Annotated in this window: 21 protein-coding genes; 17 read left to right on the top strand and 4 right to left on the bottom strand. The window is 38.8% G+C overall.

What is annotated here, in order from left to right; translation table 11 throughout:
- The first annotated feature begins 92 nt into the window (after positions 1–92).
- From ACH6EI_RS20195 to ACH6EI_RS20170, 6 genes are all read left to right on the top strand, one after another.
- Entirely contained in the window at positions 93–656 is a 564-nt protein-coding gene (locus tag ACH6EI_RS20195; protein WP_014461444.1) for an ImmA/IrrE family metallo-endopeptidase, read from the top strand.
- Positions 657–983: 327 nt separating this feature from the next.
- Positions 984–2,288 (top strand): CitMHS family transporter, encoded by a 1,305-nt coding sequence (locus ACH6EI_RS20190; RefSeq protein WP_028407583.1) that lies wholly within the window; start codon positions 984–986, stop codon positions 2,286–2,288.
- Positions 2,289–2,441: 153 nt separating this feature from the next.
- Complete coding sequence (locus tag ACH6EI_RS20185; protein WP_098999797.1) at positions 2,442–4,031, top strand: ATP-binding protein; 1,590 nt, start codon at positions 2,442–2,444, stop codon at positions 4,029–4,031.
- A 27-nt stretch (positions 4,032–4,058) separates the two neighbouring features.
- On the top strand, positions 4,059–4,730 hold the full coding sequence (locus ACH6EI_RS20180) for a response regulator (protein WP_047751596.1): 672 nt from the start codon (positions 4,059–4,061) through the stop codon (positions 4,728–4,730).
- A 24-nt stretch (positions 4,731–4,754) separates the two neighbouring features.
- Entirely contained in the window at positions 4,755–5,723 is a 969-nt protein-coding gene (locus ACH6EI_RS20175) for a tripartite tricarboxylate transporter substrate binding protein (protein ID WP_028412127.1), read from the top strand.
- 134 nt (positions 5,724–5,857) lie between these two features.
- On the top strand, positions 5,858–5,995 hold the full coding sequence (locus ACH6EI_RS20170; RefSeq protein WP_165573233.1) for a hypothetical protein: 138 nt from the start codon (positions 5,858–5,860) through the stop codon (positions 5,993–5,995).
- 74 nt (positions 5,996–6,069) lie between these two features.
- On the opposite strand, the gene ACH6EI_RS20165 is transcribed toward ACH6EI_RS20170, so the two are convergent.
- Positions 6,070–6,942 (bottom strand): LysR family transcriptional regulator, encoded by an 873-nt coding sequence (locus ACH6EI_RS20165; RefSeq protein WP_028412128.1) that lies wholly within the window; start codon positions 6,940–6,942, stop codon positions 6,070–6,072.
- Between the two features lie 140 nt (positions 6,943–7,082).
- On the opposite strand from ACH6EI_RS20165, the gene ACH6EI_RS20160 reads away from it, so the two are divergent.
- Positions 7,083–8,201, top strand: coding sequence for an AbrB family transcriptional regulator (locus ACH6EI_RS20160; RefSeq protein ID WP_099330629.1), 1,119 nt, complete (start codon positions 7,083–7,085; stop codon positions 8,199–8,201).
- A gap of 65 nt (positions 8,202–8,266) precedes the next feature.
- Positions 8,267–9,040 carry a class I SAM-dependent methyltransferase gene (locus tag ACH6EI_RS20155; protein WP_028412130.1) on the top strand — a complete coding sequence of 258 codons (774 nt, stop codon included), beginning with the start codon at positions 8,267–8,269 and terminating at the stop codon, positions 9,038–9,040.
- A 38-nt stretch (positions 9,041–9,078) separates the two neighbouring features.
- Here the strand turns inward: ACH6EI_RS20155 and ACH6EI_RS20150 are convergent, their stop codons facing one another.
- Genes ACH6EI_RS20150 through ACH6EI_RS20140 form a run of 3 tightly spaced genes read right to left on the bottom strand, consistent with a single transcriptional unit; the run spans position 9,079 to position 12,021 of the window.
- A complete protein-coding gene (locus tag ACH6EI_RS20150) occupies positions 9,079–9,924 on the bottom strand; it encodes an ABC transporter permease (RefSeq protein WP_013081885.1) in 846 nt (281 codons plus the stop codon).
- On the bottom strand, positions 9,917–11,122 hold the full coding sequence (locus ACH6EI_RS20145) for a quaternary amine ABC transporter ATP-binding protein (protein WP_013081886.1): 1,206 nt from the start codon (positions 11,120–11,122) through the stop codon (positions 9,917–9,919). The genes ACH6EI_RS20150 and ACH6EI_RS20145 overlap by 8 nt, the downstream gene beginning before the upstream one ends.
- A 35-nt stretch (positions 11,123–11,157) precedes the next feature.
- A complete protein-coding gene (locus ACH6EI_RS20140; protein ID WP_028412131.1) occupies positions 11,158–12,021 on the bottom strand; it encodes a glycine betaine ABC transporter substrate-binding protein in 864 nt (287 codons plus the stop codon).
- Positions 12,022–12,616: 595 nt separating this feature from the next.
- On the opposite strand from ACH6EI_RS20140, the gene ACH6EI_RS20135 reads away from it, so the two are divergent.
- From ACH6EI_RS20135 to ssuD, 9 genes are all read left to right on the top strand, one after another.
- Entirely contained in the window at positions 12,617–13,201 is a 585-nt protein-coding gene (locus ACH6EI_RS20135; protein ID WP_098113710.1) for a TetR/AcrR family transcriptional regulator, read from the top strand.
- Positions 13,202–13,336: 135 nt separating this feature from the next.
- Positions 13,337–14,824: an aldehyde dehydrogenase family protein gene (locus tag ACH6EI_RS20130; protein ID WP_098113711.1), complete on the top strand. Its 1,488-nt coding sequence runs from the start codon at positions 13,337–13,339 to the stop codon at positions 14,822–14,824.
- Positions 14,825–14,849: 25 nt separating this feature from the next.
- Positions 14,850–16,226: a putrescine aminotransferase gene (locus ACH6EI_RS20125; protein WP_028412134.1), complete on the top strand. Its 1,377-nt coding sequence runs from the start codon at positions 14,850–14,852 to the stop codon at positions 16,224–16,226.
- 122 nt (positions 16,227–16,348) lie between these two features.
- On the top strand, positions 16,349–17,305 hold the full coding sequence (gene speB / locus ACH6EI_RS20120) for an agmatinase (protein WP_028412135.1): 957 nt from the start codon (positions 16,349–16,351) through the stop codon (positions 17,303–17,305).
- 301 nt (positions 17,306–17,606) lie between these two features.
- A complete protein-coding gene (locus ACH6EI_RS20115; protein WP_014461429.1) occupies positions 17,607–18,986 on the top strand; it encodes an APC family permease in 1,380 nt (459 codons plus the stop codon).
- Positions 18,987–19,102: 116 nt separating this feature from the next.
- The gene (locus ACH6EI_RS20110; RefSeq protein ID WP_028412137.1) at positions 19,103–19,759 is read left to right on the top strand and encodes an HAD family hydrolase; all 657 of its coding nucleotides are present in this window, start codon (positions 19,103–19,105) and stop codon (positions 19,757–19,759) included.
- 306 nt (positions 19,760–20,065) lie between these two features.
- Complete coding sequence (locus ACH6EI_RS20105; protein ID WP_099330630.1) at positions 20,066–21,451, top strand: LLM class flavin-dependent oxidoreductase; 1,386 nt, start codon at positions 20,066–20,068, stop codon at positions 21,449–21,451.
- Complete coding sequence (locus tag ACH6EI_RS20100) at positions 21,448–22,629, top strand: acyl-CoA dehydrogenase family protein (RefSeq protein ID WP_099330631.1); 1,182 nt, start codon at positions 21,448–21,450, stop codon at positions 22,627–22,629. Before ACH6EI_RS20105 ends, ACH6EI_RS20100 begins: the two co-directional genes overlap by 4 nt.
- 106 nt (positions 22,630–22,735) lie before the next feature.
- The gene (gene ssuD, locus ACH6EI_RS20095; protein ID WP_099330632.1) at positions 22,736–23,869 is read left to right on the top strand and encodes an FMNH2-dependent alkanesulfonate monooxygenase; all 1,134 of its coding nucleotides are present in this window, start codon (positions 22,736–22,738) and stop codon (positions 23,867–23,869) included.

Here is a 23,869-nt window from a genome sequence, read left to right as displayed (position 1 = left end):
TTAACTTCATGTTTTTAACCATGTATTGTGAATGAATATACTTATTAATAAATAATATGTTGTAGAAGGAATTTAGTAAAGGAGGCAAGAAGATGTTTAAGCGTAGTGAAAAAATCCAAATTCATGGCGTAACGTTTCATGGAGTCATGAGTGCGAAGCAAAAAGCCGCCCTGCAGGAAATTGCTAATGTAACAGACGAAAAAGACTGGGATGGGCTAAAAGGTGTGTATTGCTTAGGCAGTGTAAAGGTGCAAGGAAAAGATGTGCTAGGCGTGTACTATGGCCAATTTAATGATAACCTTCCAAAAGAGAAGCGCAAACTTCAGTTTGAAATTGACTATATTAAATATACAGTAACGGAATGCCCGATTATCTTTATCGATACAACAAAAAATAAAAAGCCTCATCAATTTGCTTTTATCATTTTGCATGAATTAGGCCATCATGTGGATCGTATGACAAATGGAACGCTTTTAAAAGAAGGAAATAGAACGCAAGAAATGTTTGCTAATACGTATGCTTTGGAGAAATATTCAAAAATAGAAAAGTTCCAAACAAAGAAGTTGAAAAACATTCCATTTTTAGAGGAATCTCTTACTCAATGGAATAAAACTCCTCACCCTGGAGCGTATTCTCTTAGAGTTCAAATTGAATAATTCATGAGAATAGTTCCTTTCTCTCCGTTTTTTACTTTCCTGTCTTTTTCCTCTTTCTCTCTTTTATCCTTTCAATGAACAAAAAGGATTTAATTACTCATAAAGTTTTAAAAGTTTTTATAGTACGAATTATTTACACTATACCCTCCTGTAAATTATGATTATTTTAAGAAAAAACAGAAAATTTTAAAGTTTTAAGGTACAACTTAATAGTGAACAAGCGATGTTGTAATCGTATAGACAAACTGGCATACATATGCGAGTCATACATACAAACGAATCGCTTCCACTGTTATGAAAGCGGATTCAAAAATAGGAGGGGTAATAATGTTAGCTATTCTTGGGTTTTTGATGGTTTGTACATTTATGTTTCTGATTATGACAAAACGATTAACGCCGCTTATTGCTTTAATGGTTATTCCAGTATTGTTTGCAATCATAGGGGGATTCACAAGTGATATTGGAGAAATGGCTTTAAATGGTGTAAAAGAATTAGCGCCTACAGGCGTTATGTTAATGTTTGCTATTTTATATTTTGGAATTATGATTGATGCTGGTTTGTTTGATCCAGTTGTAGGAAGAATTTTGAAAATTGTAAAAGGTGATCCACTAAAGATCACAATTGGTACAGCTATTTTAGTTCTTATTATTTCATTAGACGGAGACGGAACAACAACATATATGATCACGCTCTCAGCGATGCTTCCGCTTTATAAAAAGCTAAATATGAAGCCGATGATTTTAGCTTGTATCGCGATTATGGGTAGTGGGGTTATGAACTTAACACCTTGGGGAGGACCAACTGCTCGTGTGATGAGTGCATTGAAGTTAGATGCTTCACAGGTGTTTACACCACTGATTCCAGCCATGATTGGTGGAGCTGTTTGGTTATTATTCACGGCTTACTACTTTGGGAAAAAAGAGCGCCAGCGCCTAGGTGTTATTGATATTCAAGATGTTACAAATGCTCAAGTAGCTTTTGCAGAAGCAGCAGCCGCTGAAGGAATCGAGTACAAGCGTCCGAAGCTTTTATGGGTAAACTTTGCTTTAACAGCTTTATTATTAGTAGGACTCATCACAGCAGTTATGCCGCTTCAAATTCTATTTATGATTGGATTTGCAATCGCTATCATGATTAACTATCCAAATCTAGAAGTTCAAAAAGAGCGTATCACAGCACATGCTGGTAATGTACTTGCTGTTGTGTCTCTTGTATTCGCAGCAGGCGTATTCACGGGTATTTTATCAGGTACCAAAATGGTAGATGCAATGGGTAATAGCTTAGTAGGATTAATTCCAGATGCGTTAGGGCCTTACATGTCTGTGATTACTGCCATCACAAGTATGCCATTTACATTCTTTATGTCAAATGATGCTTACTACTATGGGATTTTACCAATTATTGCTCAAGCAGCTTCAGCATACGGTATTGATGCTGCAGAAATTGGCCGTGCTTCATTGATTGGTCAACCTGTTCACTTACTAAGTCCTTTAGTTGCTTCTACGTATCTATTGGTCGGTATGGCAAAAGTCGAGCTTGGTGAATTTCAGCGCTTTACTTTAAAGTGGACGATTGGAACAGCTATGGTGATGCTTTTAGTAGCTATTATTACAGGAGTTATTACGCTGTAAAGATCAGGAAACTAAAAACTTATCAATTCCGCTTTTGGGATTGATAAGTTTTTTTGTCTAAAAAGCTTTTGGAATAAGGAGCGGATATACAAAAAATTTTGATAAAATAAAAGAAGAATAGAACTATAAGGTAAAGGCTAAAGGTGCGATGAAATGAAAAAATGGTTTCAAGTATCGCTGCAAACAAAAATCGTAGGTTTATCCGCAGCATTAATCATAACTGTTATTGTTCTTTTAGCGAGTATTTTCTCTTACATGCAGTTTGTAGAATCTAAAAGGCAAGCCGAGCAGCTGGCTCTTCAAGCAGCCAAATCAATATCATTTATGCCGGAAGTCAAAACTGCTTTTCAAAAAAAACAGCCGAGTCGATATATTCAGCCGCTTGCCGAGCAAGTGAGGGAACAAATCGGAGCAGCAAGTATTGTGGTTCAAAACCGTGAGCAAATCATCTATTCTCATTCTAATCAAAAATGGATAGGAAAGAAAAACAAAGAGGCGGTTAACGATAGAGCACTATTATTCGGCGGATATTATACGCTGGACGGAGAGGGAACCACAGGTCCTGCTATTATGGGGAAAGCGCCTATTGTCATCAGTCACGGAAAGTATACGGAAGTCGTGGGAGTGGTGACGGTTGAGTTTTTAAAATCTCATGTTCATGCTCAGCTCATTACGCGTATTCAGCAAATTATCCTATTTTCACTAGCTGTTTTATTGCTTGGTATGATCGGGGGTATTTTTTTAGCTAAAAGTATTAAAAAAGATACTCTTGGTCTTGAACCCCATGAAATCGCTTCTTTGTACCGTGAACGAAATGCGATTTTACTTTCGATAAAAGAAGGAATTATTGCTATTGATCATCAAGGCTTTATTACGATGATGAATACATCAGCTAAAAATATGCTGGGGTTACAGACGGAATATTTACATCATCATATCATTGAAGTATTTCCTTATACGAATATGATTAAAGTGCTAGATACGGGAATAGCCCGAAGCGACCAAGAAATTTTTTTGAATGAAAAAACGTTTATCTTAAACTTAACACCCATTATTGAACATCAGCGAATTGTAGGAGTGGTCGCTAGTTTTCGTGATAAGACAGAATTAAAAAGCTTAATCAATACGATTTCAGAAGTACGAAAGTATTCAGAGGATTTACGAGCTCAAACGCATGAGTTTACGAATAAGCTGTATGTTTTGTCGGGTTTGCTGCAGTTAGGGCAGTACAAAGATGCATTGGAGTTTATTCAAAAAGAATCAGCCGTACACCAAACGCAAAATCGTATTCTATTTGATCAGATATTAGATTCCAAAGTTCAAGCAATATTGCTTGGGAAGATTGGAAAAGCATCTGAAAAGAAAATTCATTTTTCGGTTGATTCGGAGAGTACACTCGATACGCTCCCAGAACATATTGAAATTTCTCATCTCATTATCATTATTGGGAACTTAATTGATAATGCATTTGAAGCCGTGAGTCAGCGTTCTAAAAAAGAAGTGTCGTTTTTTATTACCGATATTGGTCATGATTTAATTATTGAAGTGATGGATAACGGACCCGGTATATCAGAAGAAGTACTAAATCAAATTTTCACAAAAGGGTTTTCAACCAAAGGTACAGACAGAGGGTACGGACTGGCAAATATAAAGAAAATGGTAGATGAACTTGGAGGATCTATTGAAGTGTATAATCAGCCAGAAGGAGGAGCCATTTTTTCAGTTTACCTTCCAAAAAACTGAATCATGAGAAGTAAGGGGAGAGTCGAAATGTTACGAGTCGCAATTGCAGAAGACGATTTTCGAATTGCTCAAGTTCAAGAGCGATTTTTATTAGAAGTAGATGGTGTAGAAGTCGTAGGCAAAGCGTTGAATGCAAAAGAGACGCTTGAAATGCTAAAGGAGAAGAAAGTTGATTTACTTCTTTTAGACATCTATATGCCAGATGAAATGGGAACAGATTTACTCCCAAAAATCAGAGCCCAGTTTCCACAAGTTGACGTTATCGTGGTAACGGCTGCAACAGAAAAAAACATTGTAGAAATCTGTTTGAGAAACGGCGTCGTTAATTATTTGATTAAGCCGGTTATGATGGAATCCTTCATTAATGCTATTAAACAGTATCAAGAGAAAAAGGAACTGTTTAGTACGCATGAAGAAGTTGATCAATCATTTATTGATGCGTACTTTGGACATGTCAGAACAAAGCCAAAAGCGGATAAATCTCTTCCTTCAGGTATTGATGGTATCACATTACAAAAGTCAAAAGACATTTTGAAAAGCATCAAAGGAATTACGATCGAAGAGATGGGCCAACACATGGGAGTATCTAGAACGACAGCTAGACGATATTTAGAGTATCTAGTATCAGCCGGTGAATGTCACGTTGAATATGATTATGGGATTATTGGAAGACCGGAGCGCAAGTACTATTTAGCGTAGCATTAGCCTTGAAGGATGGTATATATGATCAAAAAGCTCATGATAGTGTTTATAAGTGCATTGCTTGTTAGCTGTTCTACTCCCTCTAAAAAAGACCGCATTAGTATGGAAAAAATTGAAATTGTGGCAGCCGGTGCAAAAGGCGGAGGAGCAGATGCAACAGTAAGAGCCATTCAACAAGTGCTAACGGAAAAGAAGATTGTGAAGGTACCCGTTTCTGTTAGTAATAAAATAGGTGGGCAAGGTGAAGAAGGATGGAAATATATTAAACAGAGAAAAGAAGGAAATATTGTTTCCGGGAATTCCAGTTTGCTGATTACAAATAATTTGCTAGGGCAAAGTCAATTAACCTATAAAGACTTTACTCCGCTCGCTATTTTAACATCTGAATGGGAGGTCATCGTAGTTCCTGTTAACTCTCCTATATACAATTTAAAACAGCTCATACGCACGTTAAATCAAAGTGAATCCAGTATGAAAGTGGGAATATCACCTCGATTAGGAAACGACGATCATTTATCGTTCATGCAGCTAAATAAAAAAGCAGGCGTAGACTCTTCCAAGCTTGAGTTCTTCGTTTATAACAGCAGTCATAAAGTAATTGATGCGCTCGTTCATCATCAGCTAGATGTAGCACCCATGTCATTATCAGAAGTAAAAAAGCAGTATGAACAAGGGCAGGTAAGGATACTCGCCGTTTCTTCTCCTAAAAGGCTAGAAGAGCTAAAAGAGATACCGACGTGGAAAGAAGCGGGAATTGACGTAACGTTTAGCCATTGGAGAGGTCTAATGGGACCGCCTAATATGACCAAAGAACAGGTAGCATATTGGAATAAGGCCGTGTATGAAATGGTTCATACAAAAGAATGGGAACAGCTTCTTAAAGATAATGATTTAACCTCTTTTTATAAAAATAGCAGCGGTGCTAAAGTCTTTCTTGAGCAGCAAAGCAAGCTGTATTCTGACTTAATGGGCGGAGCAAATGATGAATAAATACAATAGAAAAAGGTTGGGACAAAAGGATTTTAGATGGAGTGAAAAACGAACCATTGATTAAAGTTTTTAATTCTTGGTTCGTTTTTTTGTTGTGGTAAGTGTAGTTTCATCTGTTTCGTTCCTTCTAGCAGTTGATTGGAGAGCAAGACGAAGACTCCTGCGGGAAAAGCGGAACAGGCGAGACCCCACAGGAGCGTGAGCGACGAGGAGGCTCACCGGCCGCCCGCGGAAAGCGAAGTCTTGCACGGAAATCAACTGCGGTGTCTTAAGCAGTTCCGCTCATATATCCCATTTGTTCGTCTTTAGAATTAGATTCATTTCGGTATGTCTCAACCTTTTTCTGTCAGTGTACATCTTTTAAATCCAAGTTTTGAATGAACTCAATAAAAGCTTTTACAATGTTAATTTTTAAGGAGTCCTCATGATAAAACATCCATGTGCTGCGCGTTAAAGGTACTTGATCTTTAGTTTTTAACGTGTATCTGTAAATCTCTGCAGCATCGTCAAGCAGCATACTCGGCAAAATCGCATAGCCCAGTCCGTTTACAACCATCTTTTTACATGTTTCTGCTTTATCTACTTCAATGCTGACAAGGGGAGGCTGAGAGTAATTTTCAGCCCACCAGTTATCAACGGATGTTTTTAAAAAACGATCTTGATGATAATCAATTCGAGGTAAATTGGGAAGATTGTTTATGTCGACAGGCTGTGCAGACGCAATGCAAATTGTTTCTTTAAAAAGCAGCTCTTTTTGATCTTGCCAGTTATAATCACCTTTTACAAACGCAATATGAACATCGTGCTTATAAAGCAGATGAGCCATGTCGCTGCTCCATCCGGTTGTGACTTTGAATTCAACATCAGGAAATCGCTCTTTAAATAAACGCAATAGCCCAGGGAGCTTGTAGTCAGTGAAAAAGTTAGACACGCCTAGACGTAAAGTTCCGGTTAATTGATCATCCATGTTTAACACATTTTCTTTTATTTTTTGAACCGTAAGCAGCATTTCTTCTGCGCACTTCACTAAATATTCTCCCTGCGGTGTAAACTGAACTCCGCGGCGCCCTCTATTTACAATCTGAACATGAAATTCCTTCTCCATCTGCTGCAGTCTATGCGTAAGCGCAGGCTGAGATATAAATAGCTCCTTGGCTGCTTTTGTAATGTTTTTCTCACGGTACAATACTTGTAGAATAAGCCAATCTCGATCGTCCATACTACCCCTCCAGGAATAAAAAAAATGAATGGTTTATAATAAAATTTCGATATTTTAATTATTTCTAAAATTATACTATAGTTAAGAAGAGAAATGTTCGGTGTAAGAAAGAAAAGCCTTGTAGAAGGAAGGAAGTAGGTATGAACGCAAGAGTTGTTTTTTTACAATCTATATTTTTTATTCTATTAACAAGCGTGGGAGGATTTCTTTTATCGTTAACAGGCTTATCCATTGGCTGGATGCTTGGGACTCTCATTTTAGCTGCTATTCTAGCTTTTCGAAAGCCGCGTTTTTTATCTCAAACAAGCAAAAAAGGCATTCCAAAATATTGGCTGTACGCTGGACAGTGCATTTTAGGGATTGAATTAGGTCAAAAGATTAACTTATCTGTGGTGACTACGTTTCAATCTCACTGGTCCACCATTACGATTATGCTTTTGCTGTCCGTTGTTTTTTCTCTTTTATCCGGTTATTTGCTATGGAAGTTCAGTTCCACAGACTTATTAACAAGCTTTTTCGGTACGACTCCGGGTGGAATGAGCGCCATGCCAGGCATGGCTGAAGAAGTAGGAGCCAATACGGCAGTTGTAAGCATCATTCAAACGATGCGCGTGTTTTTAGTTGTGCTTGCTGTTCCTTTATTTGTAGTCTATTGGGGAAGTAATACAGGACGGCATGCAGTGTCCGTTACCCCGAGTGTTTTTGAGTGGGGATCACTGTTGTGGACAGGCGTTTTAATTGTTACAGCAGTAGTCGGCTATTATATAGGGAAAAAACTAAAATTTCCTGCTCCTTGGTTAGTAGGAGGAATGCTTACTGTTGCAATTGTTCAAACAGCTGCTTCATCGTACGTGGGGTATAATCTTCAATCATACTGGCCTCATTCTGTGATGATTTTATCGCAAATTTTTATTGCTTCAAGCATTGGTTCTCGCTTTCATAAGGAAATGTTCATTGGAGTAAAAAAAATTATGGTTGTGGCGCTTATTAATACAATTGGTTTAATCGCCGCCATGTTTGTATGTGCACTATTCGTTTCCAAAATAACTGGAATTGAGCTTATCACGTCTATTTTAGCGTTTGCTCCTGGAGGCATTGCAGAAATGGCGACTACATCCATTGTACTGCAGGCTGATTCGACGTTAGTAGTAGCGGTCCAAGTGCTTCGTATTTTAACAATTTGGCTGCTTCTGCCTCCGCTGTTTCGCATGTTTCATCAGTGGGGAGAAAGAAAAAGAATACATTCACACGTTTCATAATAAATATGTGAATGCACTAGGTAGAGTAAGAGAGAGTTTTAAAGAGGGAAATGGGGGGAGAATAGATGAGTAATAAAGAAATGGTGGTCAGTCAGTTCGGGGGGAATGCCGGAAAGTATGTCAAAAGTAAAGGTCATGCAAAAGGCAAAGATTTAGCGGTTTTAGCGGAAATTGCTGAAGAAAATAGAGGAGGAAAGCTGCTTGATGTAGCGACAGGAGGAGGACACGTGGCAAATAAGCTAGCACCTGTCTTTCAAGAAGTAACGGCTTTTGACTTAACTCCTCAAATGTTGCAAAGTGCTGAAGGCTTCATTAAAGAAAATGGTCATGAAAATGTATCGTTTGTTCAAGGAGATGCTGAGGATATGCCATTTCAAGATGACGAGTTTGATACGGTAACGTGCAGAATTGCACCGCACCATTTTCCTAATATTAAACAGTTCATCAAAGAGGTATACCGAGTGTTAAAGCCAGGAGGACAGTTCTTGCTCATTGATAATGTAGCACCGGAAGTGAATGCTTATGACGAGTTTTATAATCGAGTTGAAAAGACAAGAGATCCAAGCCATTATCGTGCTTATAAAAAAACAGAGTGGCTTTCTATGCTTGAAATGCAAGGATTCCGTACAGAAGTGCTGACAACTTTTCCAAAGCGCTTTTTATTTGATGACTGGTGTGCGATGATGAATGTTCCCCAAGAGACAAAGCGTGAGCTTACTCAATATATGCTGAATGTACCAAGCGGATTTAAACAGTTTTTCGAAATCAAAACGAATCAACAGGGAATTGAATCGTTTCAAGGAGAAGCAATCTTTGTAGCGTGCTACAAACATAAATAAAAAGAAGCCAACTCCGGTGAGTTGGCTTCTTTTTTTACTTATGCTCGTTGGTTTGAACGATTTCCAAAATATTGCGTAATACGGTCTAAAATAATTGCTAAAATAACGATTGAAATTCCAGCTTCAAAGCCCGTGCCGACTTCAAGTCGAGAAACTGCACGATATACTTCTGCACCAAGTCCCGGAGCACCTACAAGAGAGGCAATAACGACCATTGAAAGAGATAGCATGATGCTTTGGTTAATTCCTGCCATAATTGTTTTTGTAGCTAATGGAAGCTGTACTTTAAATAATTTTTGTTTTGTTGTTGAACCGTAGGCATTTGCTGCTTCTACTAAGTCAGCGGGTACTTCACGAATACCTAGGTTCGTTAAGCGAATCGTTGGAGGCATTGCAAAGATAACAGATGAGATAACACCTGGCACCACACCAATTCCAAAGAAGAAAAGTGCTGGAATCAAATACACAAATGCCGGCATCGTTTGCATAAAGTCTAAGATTGGCGTAATAATCCGAGCTGTCTTTTCGCTTTGAGATGCCCAAATGCCTAGCGGGATTCCTACTATAATTGAAATTAATACGCTTGTTAAAACGAGGGCTAGTGTGTCCATTGTTTCTTGCCAGTAGCCAAGATTAAGAATAAATAATAGACCAATCATCGATAAAATAGTAAATGACCATTTTTTACTTGAAAACCAAGCAATGATTCCGACAATTAAGATTAAAATTAATGCTGGTGGAAAGGTTAGCACTAGTACAATAAAACTTACAATACCATCGACAATAGCTGAAATAACATCAAAAAACCCTTTGATATTATCATTTAAAAACGTGACAAAATGGTCAATCCAATTGCCAACGGGAATTTTAGGAATACTATTCATTTACGTTCACCTCATTACTATCAGTACCGGCAAGTGCTTCAATCACTCGCTCTTTTTTAATGATGCCGCGCAGACGATGGTTTTCATCTACAACCGGTAGCGGGAAACGGCTGATAACCATTTTGTCGTACAAGTTTTCTAGTAGCGTATCTGTCGTAACAGTCGGAATATCCGTATCTAATACGTCTGCTGTCAGTTTATCTTGTTTAATGGCGCGGCTGATATCATCTGCCGTTACAACTCCTAGAAGAGTTTTTTTCTTGTCTACGACGTAGATGCTTGAATAACCAGCTTCTTGCATAATTTTAAGAGCCACGCGCGGACCACGGTCTACGGTAATGGATTCGGCACGATTCATCACGCTTTCAGCTGTGTATACTTTAGCTACATTAACGTCTTCGACAAAGCGCTCTACATAATCATTGGCAGGGTTTGTCATAATTTCTTCAGGTGTTCCTACTTGAACAACACTGCCGTCTTTCATTAAAACGATGCGATCTCCGATTCGAAGAGCTTCATCAAGATCATGGGTAATAAAAATGATTGTTCGCTCCATTTTTTCTTGAAGCTCCAGCAAAAAATCTTGCATGTCTTTACGAATAAGCGGATCTAGTGCACTGAATGCCTCATCCATTAATAAAATGTCAGGGTCATTGGCAAGTGCTCGAGCTAGTCCGACGCGCTGCTGCATACCGCCGCTCAGTTCACCGGGATATTGATTTTCGTATCCTTTTAAACCTACTAATTCAAGCGCTTCTTTTGCTTTCTTTTCGCGTTCGGCTTTTGGTGTACCTTGAACTTCTAATCCGTATTCTGTGTTATCAAGAACCGTACGGTGAGGGAATAAAGCAAAGTTTTGGAAAACCATGCTCATTTTTTTTCGGCGCATGTCGCGAAGTTCCTCTTTGTTCATTTTTACTACATCGTCACCGTCTAAAATAAGAGATCCAGATGTTGGTTCAACAAGGCGGTTAAACATGCGAACTAAAGTGGATTTACCGCTTCCAGACAGGCCCATAATGACGAAGATTTCACCGGATTTGATTTCGAAGTTTGCTTGATTAACTCCAATTGTCATTCCTGTTTCTTCTAGAATTTCTTTTTTTGTTTTTCCTTTTTGAAGTAAATCAATCGCTTTTGACGGATTCTTACCAAACACTTTGGTTATATTTTGTACTTTTAATTTTACGTGTTCCATATGTCCACCTCAATTGTTGTTTTCTTTTACGTTCATTACTTTTTCGTCCAACTATCGATTAACTTTTTATGTTTTTTTACCCATTTCTGTGCTGCTTCTTCAGGGTTTGAAGATTTTTCAACTTGTGACAGAAGAGGACTGATTAATTTATCGTTCATCTGTGCATTATTCATCCATTTTATGACTTGAGGATTTGTCTTTTTAAATTCCTTGCTTGTCATTGTGTAAATGTTGTCAGGGTCTCCAAACGAGTTTTTAGGATCTTCTAAATATTTGATGTCAAAGTCTGCAAAAGCCCAGTGAGGATTCCACATAGTAACAACAATTGGTTTTTTTGCCTCATAGGCTTTGCGCAGTTCACTTAGCATAGCTGCCTCAGACGATTTTACAAGCGTATAGCTTTTAAGGTTATAATCTTTTAACGCTTGTTCGGCTAATCCGTTAATGCTGGAGCCTGGGTCAATTCCAATAACTTTGTTATCGACATCAGAAGCAACCTTAGCAAGGTCTTCTGTTGTGTTCACGTCTTTCATATAGGCGGGAACCGCAAATCCTAAGCGCGCATTTTTAAGCCAAGGGTCTTCAATGTTTACTTGATCTTTATACTTTTTGTAAAAAGGCGCATCTGTTGTAGGAAGCCATGGTGCAAACGAAATATCAATGTCGTTATTAGCTGTTCCTACCCAAACACCGGCTTTCTCTAAGAAAACAGTTCTAACCTTATAACCTCGATCTTCTAAAATCTGTTTCCATACGTACGTGTAGGCAATGTTTTCAGTATAGTTATTCATGCCGATGGTAATGGTTTTTTTATCTTTAAAGGCGCCATTACCGTTGCCGCAAGCTGAAGTAATAACTAGAAGAAAACAAATCATGCTGATTAAAAATAGTTTCTTCATGCAATGTAACTCCTTTATAAAGTTTTAAATCAATATGACTGATATGTAGAACGGATGCTAAACACAACGAAGTGTATACCCGGTTTTTTTAGGTGGTAAACATAAAAAATATAAAATGTGAAATAGAGTGGGTGATTTTTCGGCGTTATAAAGTTATTTTTAGCTAAAAATGTACATCGTAGTTAAGAGAAAATATGGGAAATAAATGGATAAAATAAGTGACTGTAGAATCAGTCTTACATGTTATCACTCTTTTTTTTACTCCGTCAACTTCAAGTCAAGAGTAATTCGGCAATTGAGCCGTATAAACCGATACGAAAAAATATCTTTTTAATAAAGTTATTTTTTAGGAAGAATAGGTGATTAAAGAGCTTTGCATCAGCTTTTACCTTGAATTGTAAAAGGAAGAAAGATAACAGTGAGACATATAAGAAACGTGAGAGGAAATTGATAAAATAAAAAAATATTTTTGAAGCCAGCATACGGATAAATTTTTGATTGAATTTAAAGATTCAGAAAATTTTATCTTGCATAATTTCAACTTCTTATAGTAAAATGAATGAAAGTCATTCATTTTATAGGTGGAGGGAAAAAGTTGGTTACAAGCACAAGTGAAAAATACGATAAGATTTTACAGGCAGCGATTGAAGTTATATCTGAAAAAGGACTTGATAAAACATCAATTTCAGACATTGTAAAGCGTGCAGGCGTAGCTCAAGGAACTTTTTATCTTTATTTCAGATCCAAAAATGCCCTTGTTCCTGCTATTGCAGAAAACTTACTTTCTTTGTCGCTTGAAAAAATTAAAGAAAGAGCTAAAACAGCAACAAATTTTTTAAGTACATTAGAGGTGATGATTGACGAAACGTATAAAACAACGGATGAATATAGAGATGTTCTTGTTTTATGCTATTCGGGGCTCGCTTTTGACTATTCATTAGAAACATGGGAAGCTATTTATTTACCTTATTACAACTGGTTTGAAGAGGTATTAAATGAGGCAGTGAAAAAAGAAGAAGTCATCAAGCATCTTAACGTTAAATGGACAGCTAAAACGATGATCAATTTGATTGAAAACGCTGCTGAACTTTTTTATATCGGGCGAGAGCAAGATGTCACACTTGAACAATCGAAGGAAGAACTTTTTCAATTCTTAAAGCGTTCTCTTGTGCCATTGTAATATTAGCGATGCTAATATTACATCCATTAAAATGACTGACATTCATTCAAAATATACAATTAGTTATCAGAATTATAAGTTTTTAAAGGTTTAAAATGACTGACAATCAGTCGTTATTCGACAAGGAGGTATTGTATGGATCGTACAGCCGTTAAAACTTTAGCTTTGAATATGTACATAAACGGAGAGTGGAGAAAAGCAGAGAAGCAGCGTCCAACTGTTAACCCAGCGACAGGTGAAGTAATTGGATATGCTGCAGAAGGCAGCGCAGAAGATATGAAAGCAGCAATTGAAGCTGCACGGGAAGCCTTTGACAGCGGAATTTGGTCTGAGACTTCTGCATCTGAAAGAGCAGCTATCTTATTTAAAATTGCCGATAAGCTTGAAGAAGCGAAAGAGGAATTAGCAGCGCTAGAAACAATAGATAATGGAAAGCCCTATCGCGAAGCTGAGGCTGATGTGGAAGATGCAGCTGCTTGTTTTAGATATTACGCTGGATTAATTACAAAGCCAGACGGTCAAACGTACAGTGTTCCTGCACCTATGCAAGCAATGGTTATAAAAGAACCAATGGGGGTGTGCGGACTGATTGTACCTTGGAATTATCCGCTCTTGATGAGCGTGTGGAAAATTGCACCTGCTTTAGCTGCAGGAAATACGATTGTATTTAAACCTTCTGAAGTGACACCAGTTACTCCTACAAAACTTTTTGAGATTTTAGAAAGCGTAGGATTGCCAAAAGGAGTAGCAAACCTTGTTATGGGAGCCGGAGATACTGTGGGAAATACGCTTATTCAAGATAAGCGTGTTGATAAGATTTCTTTTACAGGCGGAACGGTAACTGGAAAACACATTATGCGTCAAGCAGCAGAAAATGTAACGAAAGTCTCTTTAGAACTTGGAGGAAAGTCACCGAACATTATATTTGCTGACGCTGATTTTGAAACAGCTGTAGATTATGCCTTGTTTGGAATTTTTGCAGGGAGCGGCCAAATTTGCGCTGCAGGTTCTCGTATTTTAGTAGAAGAAAGCATTGCTGAGCGATTTATCGAACGTTTTGCAGAGCGTGCTCAAAAAATTAAAGTAGGAAATGGAATGGATCAAGAGATTGAAATGGGCCCTCTTGTAAGTGAAGAACATATGAAAAAAGTATTAAAGTACATCGAAATTGGAAAGCAAGAAGGCGCTCGCCTTGTATGCGGAGGCAATCGAATCACCAGCAGTGGGTTGGAAAAAGGTTTTTTTGTAGAACCTACGGTTTTTAGTAACGTTACGTCAAATATGAAAATTGTGCAAGATGAAATCTTTGGGCCTGTTGTCGTTATTCAAACGTTTAAAGATGAAAAAGAAGCTATTAAGCTTGCAAATGATACGGAATATGGTTTAGCAGGCAGCGTGTTTACAAACGACGGTGCAAAAGCTCTTCGAGTGATTAAAAAGCTGCGTGCGGGTATCACTTGGGTAAACACGTATCATTTTACGTTTAATGAAGCGCCTTGGGGCGGATATAAGCAGAGCGGAATTGGCCGAGGGCTAGGAACGTTTGGTTTGGAAGAATTTCAAGAAGTAAAACAAATTAATATTAATTTACAAGTAGAGCCAATCGGCTGGTTTAAAAATTAAAAAGTAGAGAAGGAGCGATATTAAAATGAATACAGTGACGAAAAATCAAGAGGTAAACAAAGCATACGGTGAAGTAAACGAATATATCAACAAAGTGCTGGGACTTATTGAAAAAAGTGAAGTATCAGCTGAAGAAGCACAGTGGATTACGAAAGAAACAGTAGACGGATTTCGCGAGCATGTCAACCCAGGCTTTTTAGAATATCGTAAAACGGTAACGGTGGATACGCAGTTTGCAGCTGTTGAATGGTCAGATGAAGGTTCTTGTTTTACTGATGTAAACGGTAAAAAATACATTGATTGTTTGGGCGGATTTGGAATTTATAACGTGGGGCACCGTCATCCTAAAGTAGTCAAAGCTGTTCAAGATCAGCTTCAGCGTCAAGCGCTCCATAGCCAAGACTTATTAGATCCACTTCGTGCGATGCTTGCGAAAATTTTAGCAGATATTACACCGGGGGATTTGAAGTATTCCTTTTTCACAAACAGCGGAACAGAAAGCGTAGAAGCCGCTTTAAAACTAGCGAAAATGTATAGTGATCGAACAACGTTTATTTCCACAACACGTTCTTTTCATGGAAAAAGTCTAGGTTCTTTATCAGGTACGGCAAAAGGAATGTTCCGTAAACCATTTCTGCCGTTAATTCCAGGTTTCCGTCACGTGCCGTTTGGTGATATTGACATGATGCGCAAAACATTTGAAACGTGCGCGCTTGTAGGGGAAGATGTGGCAGCTGTTTTATTAGAACCAATTCAAGGAGAGGGCGGCATTATTCTTCCTCCTGAAAATTATTTAAAAGAAGTGCGTGCACTGTGTGATGAGTACGACGCTATCTTAATTTTTGATGAAGTTCAAACAGGTATGGGACGTACCGGTGAAATGTTTGCATCAGAACTATATGATGTTGTACCCGATATTTTATGTCTTGCTAAAGCGTTTGGAGGAGGAGTTATGCCTGCTGGGGCAGTCGTAGCAAAAGAAAAAGTGTTTTCAAGCTTCTTTGATAATCCGTTTATGCACACAACAACGTTTGGAGGCAACCCGCTTGCCTGCGCAGCGGCTATTGCAACTATTAACGTGTTGATTGAAGAACAGCTGCCAAACCGCGCGAAAGAGCTAGGGGAATACTTCCTTGCTGGTTTAAAGAAAGCTGCTGAAAAACATGGAGATAAAGTACTTGAAATCAGAGGGCAAGGTTTAATGATTGGAATTGAATTTCACCAAGATGAAATTGGCTACGCGCTTTCTAAAGGTATGTTTGATGAAGGAATTCTAGTAGCTGGGACGCTTGTAAACTCTAAAACAATTCGTATTGAGCCACCGTTGACTATTTCAGCGGAAGAAGTAGATCAAGTCATTTCTACATTTGAAAAAGTATTAAATGAGCTAAGTAACCAATAAATGTAACAAGGAGCAATGAATATGAATCGTCAAACGTTTCTTATTCCCGTATTGCTTTCGATGATTTTAGTAGTACAAATGCCTAGCGACTAACTGAAATTATCGAAACGGAGGAGTAAATCATGAAATATCCATTGTCCCCAGATGTCAAACCAGAATTTTGTACAACAGGCTCATTTATGAGGCTTCCAGCGGAAAGAGGAAATGCAAAAGTAGGGCTAGTAGGGATGCCGTTTGATACGGCGGCATCTTTCAGAGTAGGTGCGCGTTTTGCACCTCAAGCCATTCGGCAAGCTTCCATGACGCTGTTTCCTTATCACCCGGTACACGACGTATACCCATTTGATGATACAAATGCCATTGATATTGGTGATGTGCCGGTTATTCCGCACAATATTCACAGAAGCTATGAATTGATGGAAGAAGCGGTAGGAGCTCTTATGGATAGAGGAATCGTTCCTATTGGAATCGGAGGAGATCATTCCGTTACTTTAGCAAGCCTTCGTGCTGCTGCTAAAAGATATGGCCCAGTGGCTATGATTCATTTTGATTCTCATACAGATACGTGGGATACGTATTATGATGAAAAATATTGGCACGGATCTCCTTTTATACGCGCATATGAAGAAGGGCTAGTAGATCCGAACAAAGTTTTTCAAATTGGTATTCGCGGAACATTAAATCATCCGGGAGATGTTCAAGAAAGCAAAGATCTCGGTTACCATGTAGTAACGGCAGGAGAGCTTGAACATCAAGGGTTTTCATTGATTTTGGAGCAAATGAAGACAGCGATTGGAGATACCCCGTGCTTTTTAACATTTGATATTGATTTTGTTGACCCTTCGTGTGCACCGGGAACGGGAACGCTTGAAGTAGGCGGATTCAGCAGCAGAGAAACGCTGCAAATGATCCGTTCTCTAACCGGATTTAACTATGTTGGATTCGACTTGGTAGAAGTGCTGCCTTCTTATGATCCAACGCAGATAACCTCTTTGCTTGCAGCTACAATCATTCATGATTTTGCTAGTTTAGTTGCAGTGAAAACGAAAAGAAAGTCATTGGATACGACGATTGAATAATGGCTTGTAAGCAGAAATCCCTCTCATTCAGAGGGTATTTCTGCGTTGATATAGCAGGAGATTAGGAACATATAGCTATTTAAAATAAAGCGCTTTCATAATATGATAAAAGAAAAAGATAGTTTGTTAGCAACCCTTACCAACTTAAAGAAATAAATCATATATTTGCTTATAGTAAATGTAACAACTCTTTATATAAAAATGAATGAAAGTCATTCATTTTTATATAAAGAAATTAAACCATATGCATTTATGGATTAAATTGTCAGAATGTTCTTAATAAAGTGAAGGGGGAAGATAAATGAAACATGAAACAGTAACATTAAAAAGGTCGTTGAAATTATGGCAGATTGTATTAATGGGGATCGGATATATGACTCCGATGGTAGTGTTTGATACGTTTGGGATTGCGTCTGATATGACGAATGGACACGTTCCCACATCTTATATCATAGCCCTTGTCGGGATGCTTCTCACGGCAGTAAGCTACAAAAAGATGATTCAAGTGTTTCCAAATGCAGGCTCAGCCTATACATATACGCAAAAGACAATCAATCCACATTTAGGGTTCCTAGTTGGCTGGTCTGCACTAATGGATTATCTCTTTTTACCGATGGTTAACGCACTTATTTTTCAAATTTATTTATCATCTATTTTTCCTTCGGTACCATCGTGGATTTGGGTTGTCAGTTTCGTCATTATCGTTACGCTGCTAAATTTACGAAGCGTTAATTTCACCGCCAATTTCAATACGTTTCTTGTTGTATTTCAAATGACGATTTTAGTATTGTTTGTTGCTGTTTCAATCAAAGCCTTGCTAGGCGGAATGGGGGAAGGAACACTTTTTTCTATGAAGCCCTTCTTTAATCAGAACATGACGTCATCAGGGCTAATAGCAGGAGCTACACTTATGTGTTTTTCCTATTTAGGGTTTGATGCAGTGGCTATGTTATCAGAAGAAACGCCCAATCCTAAAAAAACGATTCCGCGAGCTATTTTTTTAGTTGCGTTAATCGGAGGAGTCATGTTTACCGTGACATCTTATTTTATTCAAGCGGTTTTTCCGACGTTAGAAGGATTCAAGCATCCAGACGCTGCGGCTCCTGAAATTGCTATGTATGTGAGCGGTACGCTGTTTCAAATTGTCTTTTTAGCTGGAGGAATTGCAGGAACATTATCATCAGGCATGTCATCGCATGCAAGCGTTTCGCGTTTATTATACGTAATGGGACGCGACCGAATTTTACCTCAGTCATTTTTTGGTTATGTTCATCCTAAGCTGCGTACACCTTCGCGAAATATTGTATTAGTCGGAGTGGTATCAGCAACTGCCATTTTCTTTAGTCTGGCAACGGCTACGTCATTTATTAATTTTGGAGCACTCATTGCGTTTTCTTTTGTTAATATTTCGGTTATTGCGCACTATGCTGTTCATCAAAAGCAGCACCGGTCGGCTAAGGGTTTTTGGTCATACATTATTATGCCACTATTAGGAGCAGCAGCGATTGGCGTTTTATGGCTCAACTTGGAGCGCAATTCATTTTTACTTGGGATTGGCTGGGCGATTGCTGGTTTAGTTTATTTGGTGTATGCAACGAAAGGTTTTAGAAGGCAGCTGTCTTCCATTGAGTTTAAGGAAACAGAAGAAATGTCACCTTTGATGAAAGTCGGAGAAAAGTAAGGATAGAAACTACCTGTTTAAGCCTATCTTATTAAGGAAGCCACATTTATGGATTACGTATTTTGAACGTGTTACTATGTAAGAACGATAAGATAGAAAAAGGTAGGTAAATTATGATTAAAGCAGTTGTGTTTGATTTTGATGGATTAATTATTGATACAGAATCAGTGTGGTACGAGGTTTACCGCGAAATGTTAGAAGACAGGGGAGTAGATCTACCGATTGCAACGTTTGCTTCTTATGTGGGAACGGATGCTACGGCACTTTACGATTATTTGCTTGAGCAGTTTAACAATGAGTTCACGAAAGAGGAACTGGCTCAAGAATCGTTAAGACGTCATCAAGAAAAAATGAAATCGTTAGTAGCACGAGAAGGTGTAGCAGAGTACTTGGCAGAAGCAAAAGAACTTGGATTAAAAATTGGTTTAGCAAGCAGCTCATATCGCGACTGGGTAACGGCATTTTTAAAAGAGCTAGATTTGCTGCACTATTTTGAAGTCATTCAAACGCGCGATGATGTAGAAAAAGTGAAGCCAGATCCGGCTCTTTACCGAAATGCAATTGAAAAGCTAGGAGTAGAACCCTCTGAAGCTTTAGCATTTGAAGATTCTTCTAATGGAGCAAAAGCTGCCATGGCAGCAGGTTTGCGCTGTGTGATTGTACCAAATCCGTTAACTAAACATCTGTCATTCGAAAGATATCACTTACATATCGAATCGATGAAAGAGAAAAGTTTAAAAGAAGTGATTCAGTATCTTTGTATTGAAGACTAAAGCGAAAAGCGGCACATTTTCCAAAAGAAAATGTGCCGCTTTTTTTATTGTTTTACTGCTTCTTCAGTCAAATCAAAAGGATTATCTACAGGGTTATAGACGCCGTCGTAATGTTTTTTAGTTATTAGAATAATAAGTCAATAACCTTTAAAGAAATCCTAATTCAGTATTAGTAATAGCTTCATTTATGTTTCGTTATAAGGGAAGAAGTTTCATTGACACTCTGGAAGAATATGTTTTAAGATTACTTCCAAACAGTCTTAATTCTTAGTTAATTTATGTATTTAATTAGTTTTGGAGGTTTCTATGGGTAAACATATTTATTTAAATGCGTTTGATATGAATTGTGTTGTACATCAGACACCTGGTTTATGGACGTACCCAAGTGATCAAGCGTCCGAATATAAAACGTTAGATTACTGGGTAGAGTTAGCTAAGCTATTGGAAAAAGGAAAGTTTGACGGTTTGTTTTTAGCTGATGTATTAGGCATTTATGACGTTTATAGGCAAAGTAACGAAGGAGCTCTTAAACAAGCTGCTCAGCTTCCGGTGAATGAACCAACTGCACTTATTTCCGCTATGGCGTATGCTACAAAGCATTTAGGGTTTGGGGTAACGGTATCTACTACTTATGAGAAGCCTTATGCGTTTGCGCGAAAATTTTCGACATTGGATCATTTAACAAATGGCCGTATTGCATGGAATATTGTGACTTCATACCTTGAAAGTGGATCAATCAATCTAGGATTAGAAGAACACTTTACGCATGAAACCCGCTATGATATTGCCGATGAATTTTTAGAAGTCTGCTATAAGTTGTGGGAAGGAAGTTGGGAGGAAGGAGCTGTTGTAAAAGATAAAGAAAAAGGAATTTTTACACTTCCAGACCGGGTTCATCCGATTAATCATAAAGGGAAGTGGTTTAGTGTTCCAGGCGTACATTTATCAGAACCTTCACCGCAGCGGACTCCAGTTTTATTCCAAGCAGGAGCTTCTGCACCAGGAAGAGAATTTGCTGCCAAACACGCTGAATGTATCTTTACAAGTTTTCCTACTAAAAAAGTAGCCGCAGATTACGTGAAAAAAATGCGCGCTCAAATTGCTGCAGAAGGCAGAGACCCAGATAGCGTATTAATTTTTAATTTATTTACCCCAATTGTTGGACGAACAGAAAAAGAGGCTGAAGAGAAGCTTGCCCAGTTTGAGAGCTATGTCAATTTCGAAGGAGCAGCCACGCTGTTTAGCGGCTGGACGGGAATTGATGTTTCTGCCTATGAGCCAGAACAGCTCATTGAATTTATTGCAAAGAATTCGGTTCGTTCTGCTTTAGAGAAATTTACAATAAGTGATCCCGATAGAAAGTGGACGATAGAAGAAGTAGTGAAATTTGTCAGTATCGGAGGGATGGGCCCAGTTACTGTGGGTAGTCCAGAACAAGTAGCTGATTTTATGGAAGAATGGGTAAACGATACGGGCATGGATGGGTTTAATATGGCTTATGTGACCACACCGGGAACGTTTGCTGATTTTATTGATTTAGTGATTCCTGTTTTGCAGGAAAGAGATTTATTCAAAATGGATTACAGTGAAGGAACTTATAGAGAAAAGCTATTTAAAAAATCACATTTCTTGCCTGATGAACACTATGGCGCTCGATATCGAAAGACGAGCCAAAAGGAGAGTTTAACATGACCGCGACCACTGTAAAGGAAGAAATTTATCTTGATCAAGCAAAAAAGCTGTCCGTTTCTTTTGCAAAGGATGCAGCGCAAAGAGATAAAGAAGGCGGAACACCCAAGCAGCAAAAAGATGCTATTCGCCAAAGCGGGCTGTTAAATTTATTAATTCCTCAAAAATATGGCGGAGAAGGCGGGAAATGGTCAACAGCTTTGGCTATTGTTCGAGAGTTGGCCAAAGGCGATGCAGCATTAGGCCACTTATACGGCTATCACTCCTTGTTTGTCTCAGATATTCGAATCAAAGGTACAGAAGAACAGCAGGCTTATTTTTATCCTTTATCTGTTCAGCAGCAAGCTTTTTGGGGAAATGCCTCTAATCCTTTAGTAGAAAGTCTAAAAGGCGATAAGCAATCACAAGGTTATCTATTAAATGGAACAAAAGCTTTCGGTTCTGGTTCACCTGATTCTCAGTACTTATGGCTATCGTTTAATGATAGAGAAACGGGGCAATATTTAAACGGAGTCGTGCCTACTGCGAGAACAGGCATTACCGTCAAGGATAACTGGAATGCGATGGGACAAAGACAGACGGGAAGTGGAAATGTAGATTTTAAAAATGTACGAATAGAAGAATATGAAGTGGTTCAAGATTTTGTTGAAAATCCTACTCCTTTTTCAACTATTGGAGCCTCGCTGTCGCAAATTATTTTAACGAATGTCTTTATAGGAAGCGCTTTTGGAGCAATTGAAGAAGCACAAAACTACACGGCTTCTAAAACACGGCCTTGGTTAACATCAGGGGTAGAAAAAGCTTCGGATGATCCAGGTATACTGCGAAAATACGGTGAACTTTGGATTCAAGCGAAAGCAGCCAGTGCACTTGCAGATGAAGCAGCTCTCATATTGGATGAAGCGTGGGAAAAAGGCAGAAAATTAACGGAAGAAGAACGTGGAAATCTAGCAGTTCACGTAGCGGCTGCCAATGTTTTCGCTGGTAATGCTGCACTGGATATCACAAGTAAGATATTCGAAGTTATGGGAGCGCGTTCGGTTCATGCTGAATACGGATACGACCGATTCTGGCGTAATGTAAGAACTCATACTCTTCATAATCCAGCTGAATACAAGCTTCGAACGGTTGGGAACTGGGTGTTGAATCATCAGTACCCTACACCTAATCCGTATGCTTGATTTAAAAATAGTAAAAAATGAAGCTATCAGACAACTGAGGCTCCTTATTGCAGTTTATTTGTAATAACGGAGTTTTTTTTGTAGCTTTCAAAAGGGGCGAATAGAAGTGGAGTTATTTTGGTTTATTCCAACGTACGGAGATGGACGTTATTTAGGAAGCCATGAAGGAGCCAGGGCTGCAAGCTATTCTTATTGCAAACAAGTTGCACAAGCTGCGGATGAGCTAGGATATAGCGGGGTTTTGCTTCCGACGGGAAAGTCATGCGAGGATGCGTGGATTGCTGCATCTACTTTAGTGCCAGTCACTGAAAATCTGAAGTTTTTAGTGGCGGTACGCCCCGGTTTAATGTCCCCTACACAAGCCGCAAGAATGGCGGCAACATTTGACCGCTTTTCTAAAGGAAGGCTTCTTATTAATGTCGTAGCAGGAGGAGATCCTGTGGAGCTAGAAGGAGACGGGGTGTTTTTGAACCATCACGACCGCTATGAGCTGACAGATGAATTTTTAACGATATGGAGAAGGGTATTAAATGAATCCGATGTTCACTTCGACGGAGACTACTTGAGTGTTAAAGGTGGAGACGTGCTTTATCCGCCGATCCAAAAACCGTATCCTCCGCTTTATTTTGGAGGTTCTTCTCCTGTAGCGATGGACGTTGCCTCAAGGCATATAGACGTCTATTTAACTTGGGGAGAGCCACCTGCGCAAGTAAAAGAAAAAATTGAACGAATGAAAGAAAAAGCTAGGCAGACAGGAAGAGAAATTCGATTTGGCATCAGGCTTCATGTCATTGTTCGTGAAACTGAAGAACAAGCCTGGAAAGCGGCAGATGAACTGATTCAACATGTAGATGAAGAAGCCGTTAAATCAGCCCAAAAAGTATTTTCTCGAATGGATTCAGAAGGTCAAAAACGTATGAGCGCCTTGCATCAAGGCGACCGTTCAAATTTAGAGGTAAGCCCTAATCTATGGGCTGGTGTAGGGTTAGTTCGAGGAGGCGCAGGGACTGCTTTAGTAGGGGCTGCTGATACGGTGGCACAGCGAATCAAAGAATATGCTGAGTTAGGTATCGAAACATTTATTTTATCTGGATATCCTCATTTAGAAGAAGCATATCGAACAGCAGAGCTTTTGTTTCCAAGACTTCCAGTTCAGCGTAAGCAAGATGAGAACGAGCGCACATTTATCAGTCCATTTGGTGAAGTGAAAGTGAATGATAAAGCACCCGCTAAAAGGTGA

The organism is Priestia sp. JSM ZJ58, from assembly GCF_044383985.1.
In the GTDB taxonomy this organism is placed as follows: domain Bacteria; phylum Bacillota; class Bacilli; order Bacillales; family Bacillaceae_H; genus Priestia; species Priestia zanthoxyli.
The sequence above is the reverse complement of the archived record's forward strand: the minus strand, read 5'-3'. Positions and strand labels throughout refer to the sequence as shown.

Bases quoted from the DNA above. Each gene is read 5' to 3' on its own strand.
- ACH6EI_RS20195 (WP_014461444.1), top strand. From the start codon at position 93: ATGTTTAAGCGTAGTGAAAAAATCCAAATTCATGGCGTAACGTTTCAT.
- ACH6EI_RS20190 (WP_028407583.1), top strand. From the start codon at position 984: ATGTTAGCTATTCTTGGGTTTTTGATGGTTTGTACATTTATGTTTCTG.
- ACH6EI_RS20185 (WP_098999797.1), top strand. From the start codon at position 2,442: ATGAAAAAATGGTTTCAAGTATCGCTGCAAACAAAAATCGTAGGTTTA.
- ACH6EI_RS20180 (WP_047751596.1), top strand. From the start codon at position 4,059: ATGTTACGAGTCGCAATTGCAGAAGACGATTTTCGAATTGCTCAAGTT.
- ACH6EI_RS20175 (WP_028412127.1), top strand. From the start codon at position 4,755: ATGATCAAAAAGCTCATGATAGTGTTTATAAGTGCATTGCTTGTTAGC.
- ACH6EI_RS20165 (WP_028412128.1), bottom strand. From the start codon at position 6,942: ATGGACGATCGAGATTGGCTTATTCTACAAGTATTGTACCGTGAGAAA.
- ACH6EI_RS20160 (WP_099330629.1), top strand. From the start codon at position 7,083: ATGAACGCAAGAGTTGTTTTTTTACAATCTATATTTTTTATTCTATTA.
- ACH6EI_RS20155 (WP_028412130.1), top strand. From the start codon at position 8,267: ATGAGTAATAAAGAAATGGTGGTCAGTCAGTTCGGGGGGAATGCCGGA.
- ACH6EI_RS20150 (WP_013081885.1), bottom strand. From the start codon at position 9,924: ATGAATAGTATTCCTAAAATTCCCGTTGGCAATTGGATTGACCATTTT.
- ACH6EI_RS20145 (WP_013081886.1), bottom strand. From the start codon at position 11,122: ATGGAACACGTAAAATTAAAAGTACAAAATATAACCAAAGTGTTTGGT.
- ACH6EI_RS20140 (WP_028412131.1), bottom strand. From the start codon at position 12,021: ATGAAGAAACTATTTTTAATCAGCATGATTTGTTTTCTTCTAGTTATT.
- ACH6EI_RS20130 (WP_098113711.1), top strand. From the start codon at position 13,337: ATGGATCGTACAGCCGTTAAAACTTTAGCTTTGAATATGTACATAAAC.
- ACH6EI_RS20125 (WP_028412134.1), top strand. From the start codon at position 14,850: ATGAATACAGTGACGAAAAATCAAGAGGTAAACAAAGCATACGGTGAA.
- speB (WP_028412135.1), top strand. From the start codon at position 16,349: ATGAAATATCCATTGTCCCCAGATGTCAAACCAGAATTTTGTACAACA.
- ACH6EI_RS20115 (WP_014461429.1), top strand. From the start codon at position 17,607: ATGAAACATGAAACAGTAACATTAAAAAGGTCGTTGAAATTATGGCAG.
- ACH6EI_RS20105 (WP_099330630.1), top strand. From the start codon at position 20,066: ATGGGTAAACATATTTATTTAAATGCGTTTGATATGAATTGTGTTGTA.
- ACH6EI_RS20100 (WP_099330631.1), top strand. From the start codon at position 21,448: ATGACCGCGACCACTGTAAAGGAAGAAATTTATCTTGATCAAGCAAAA.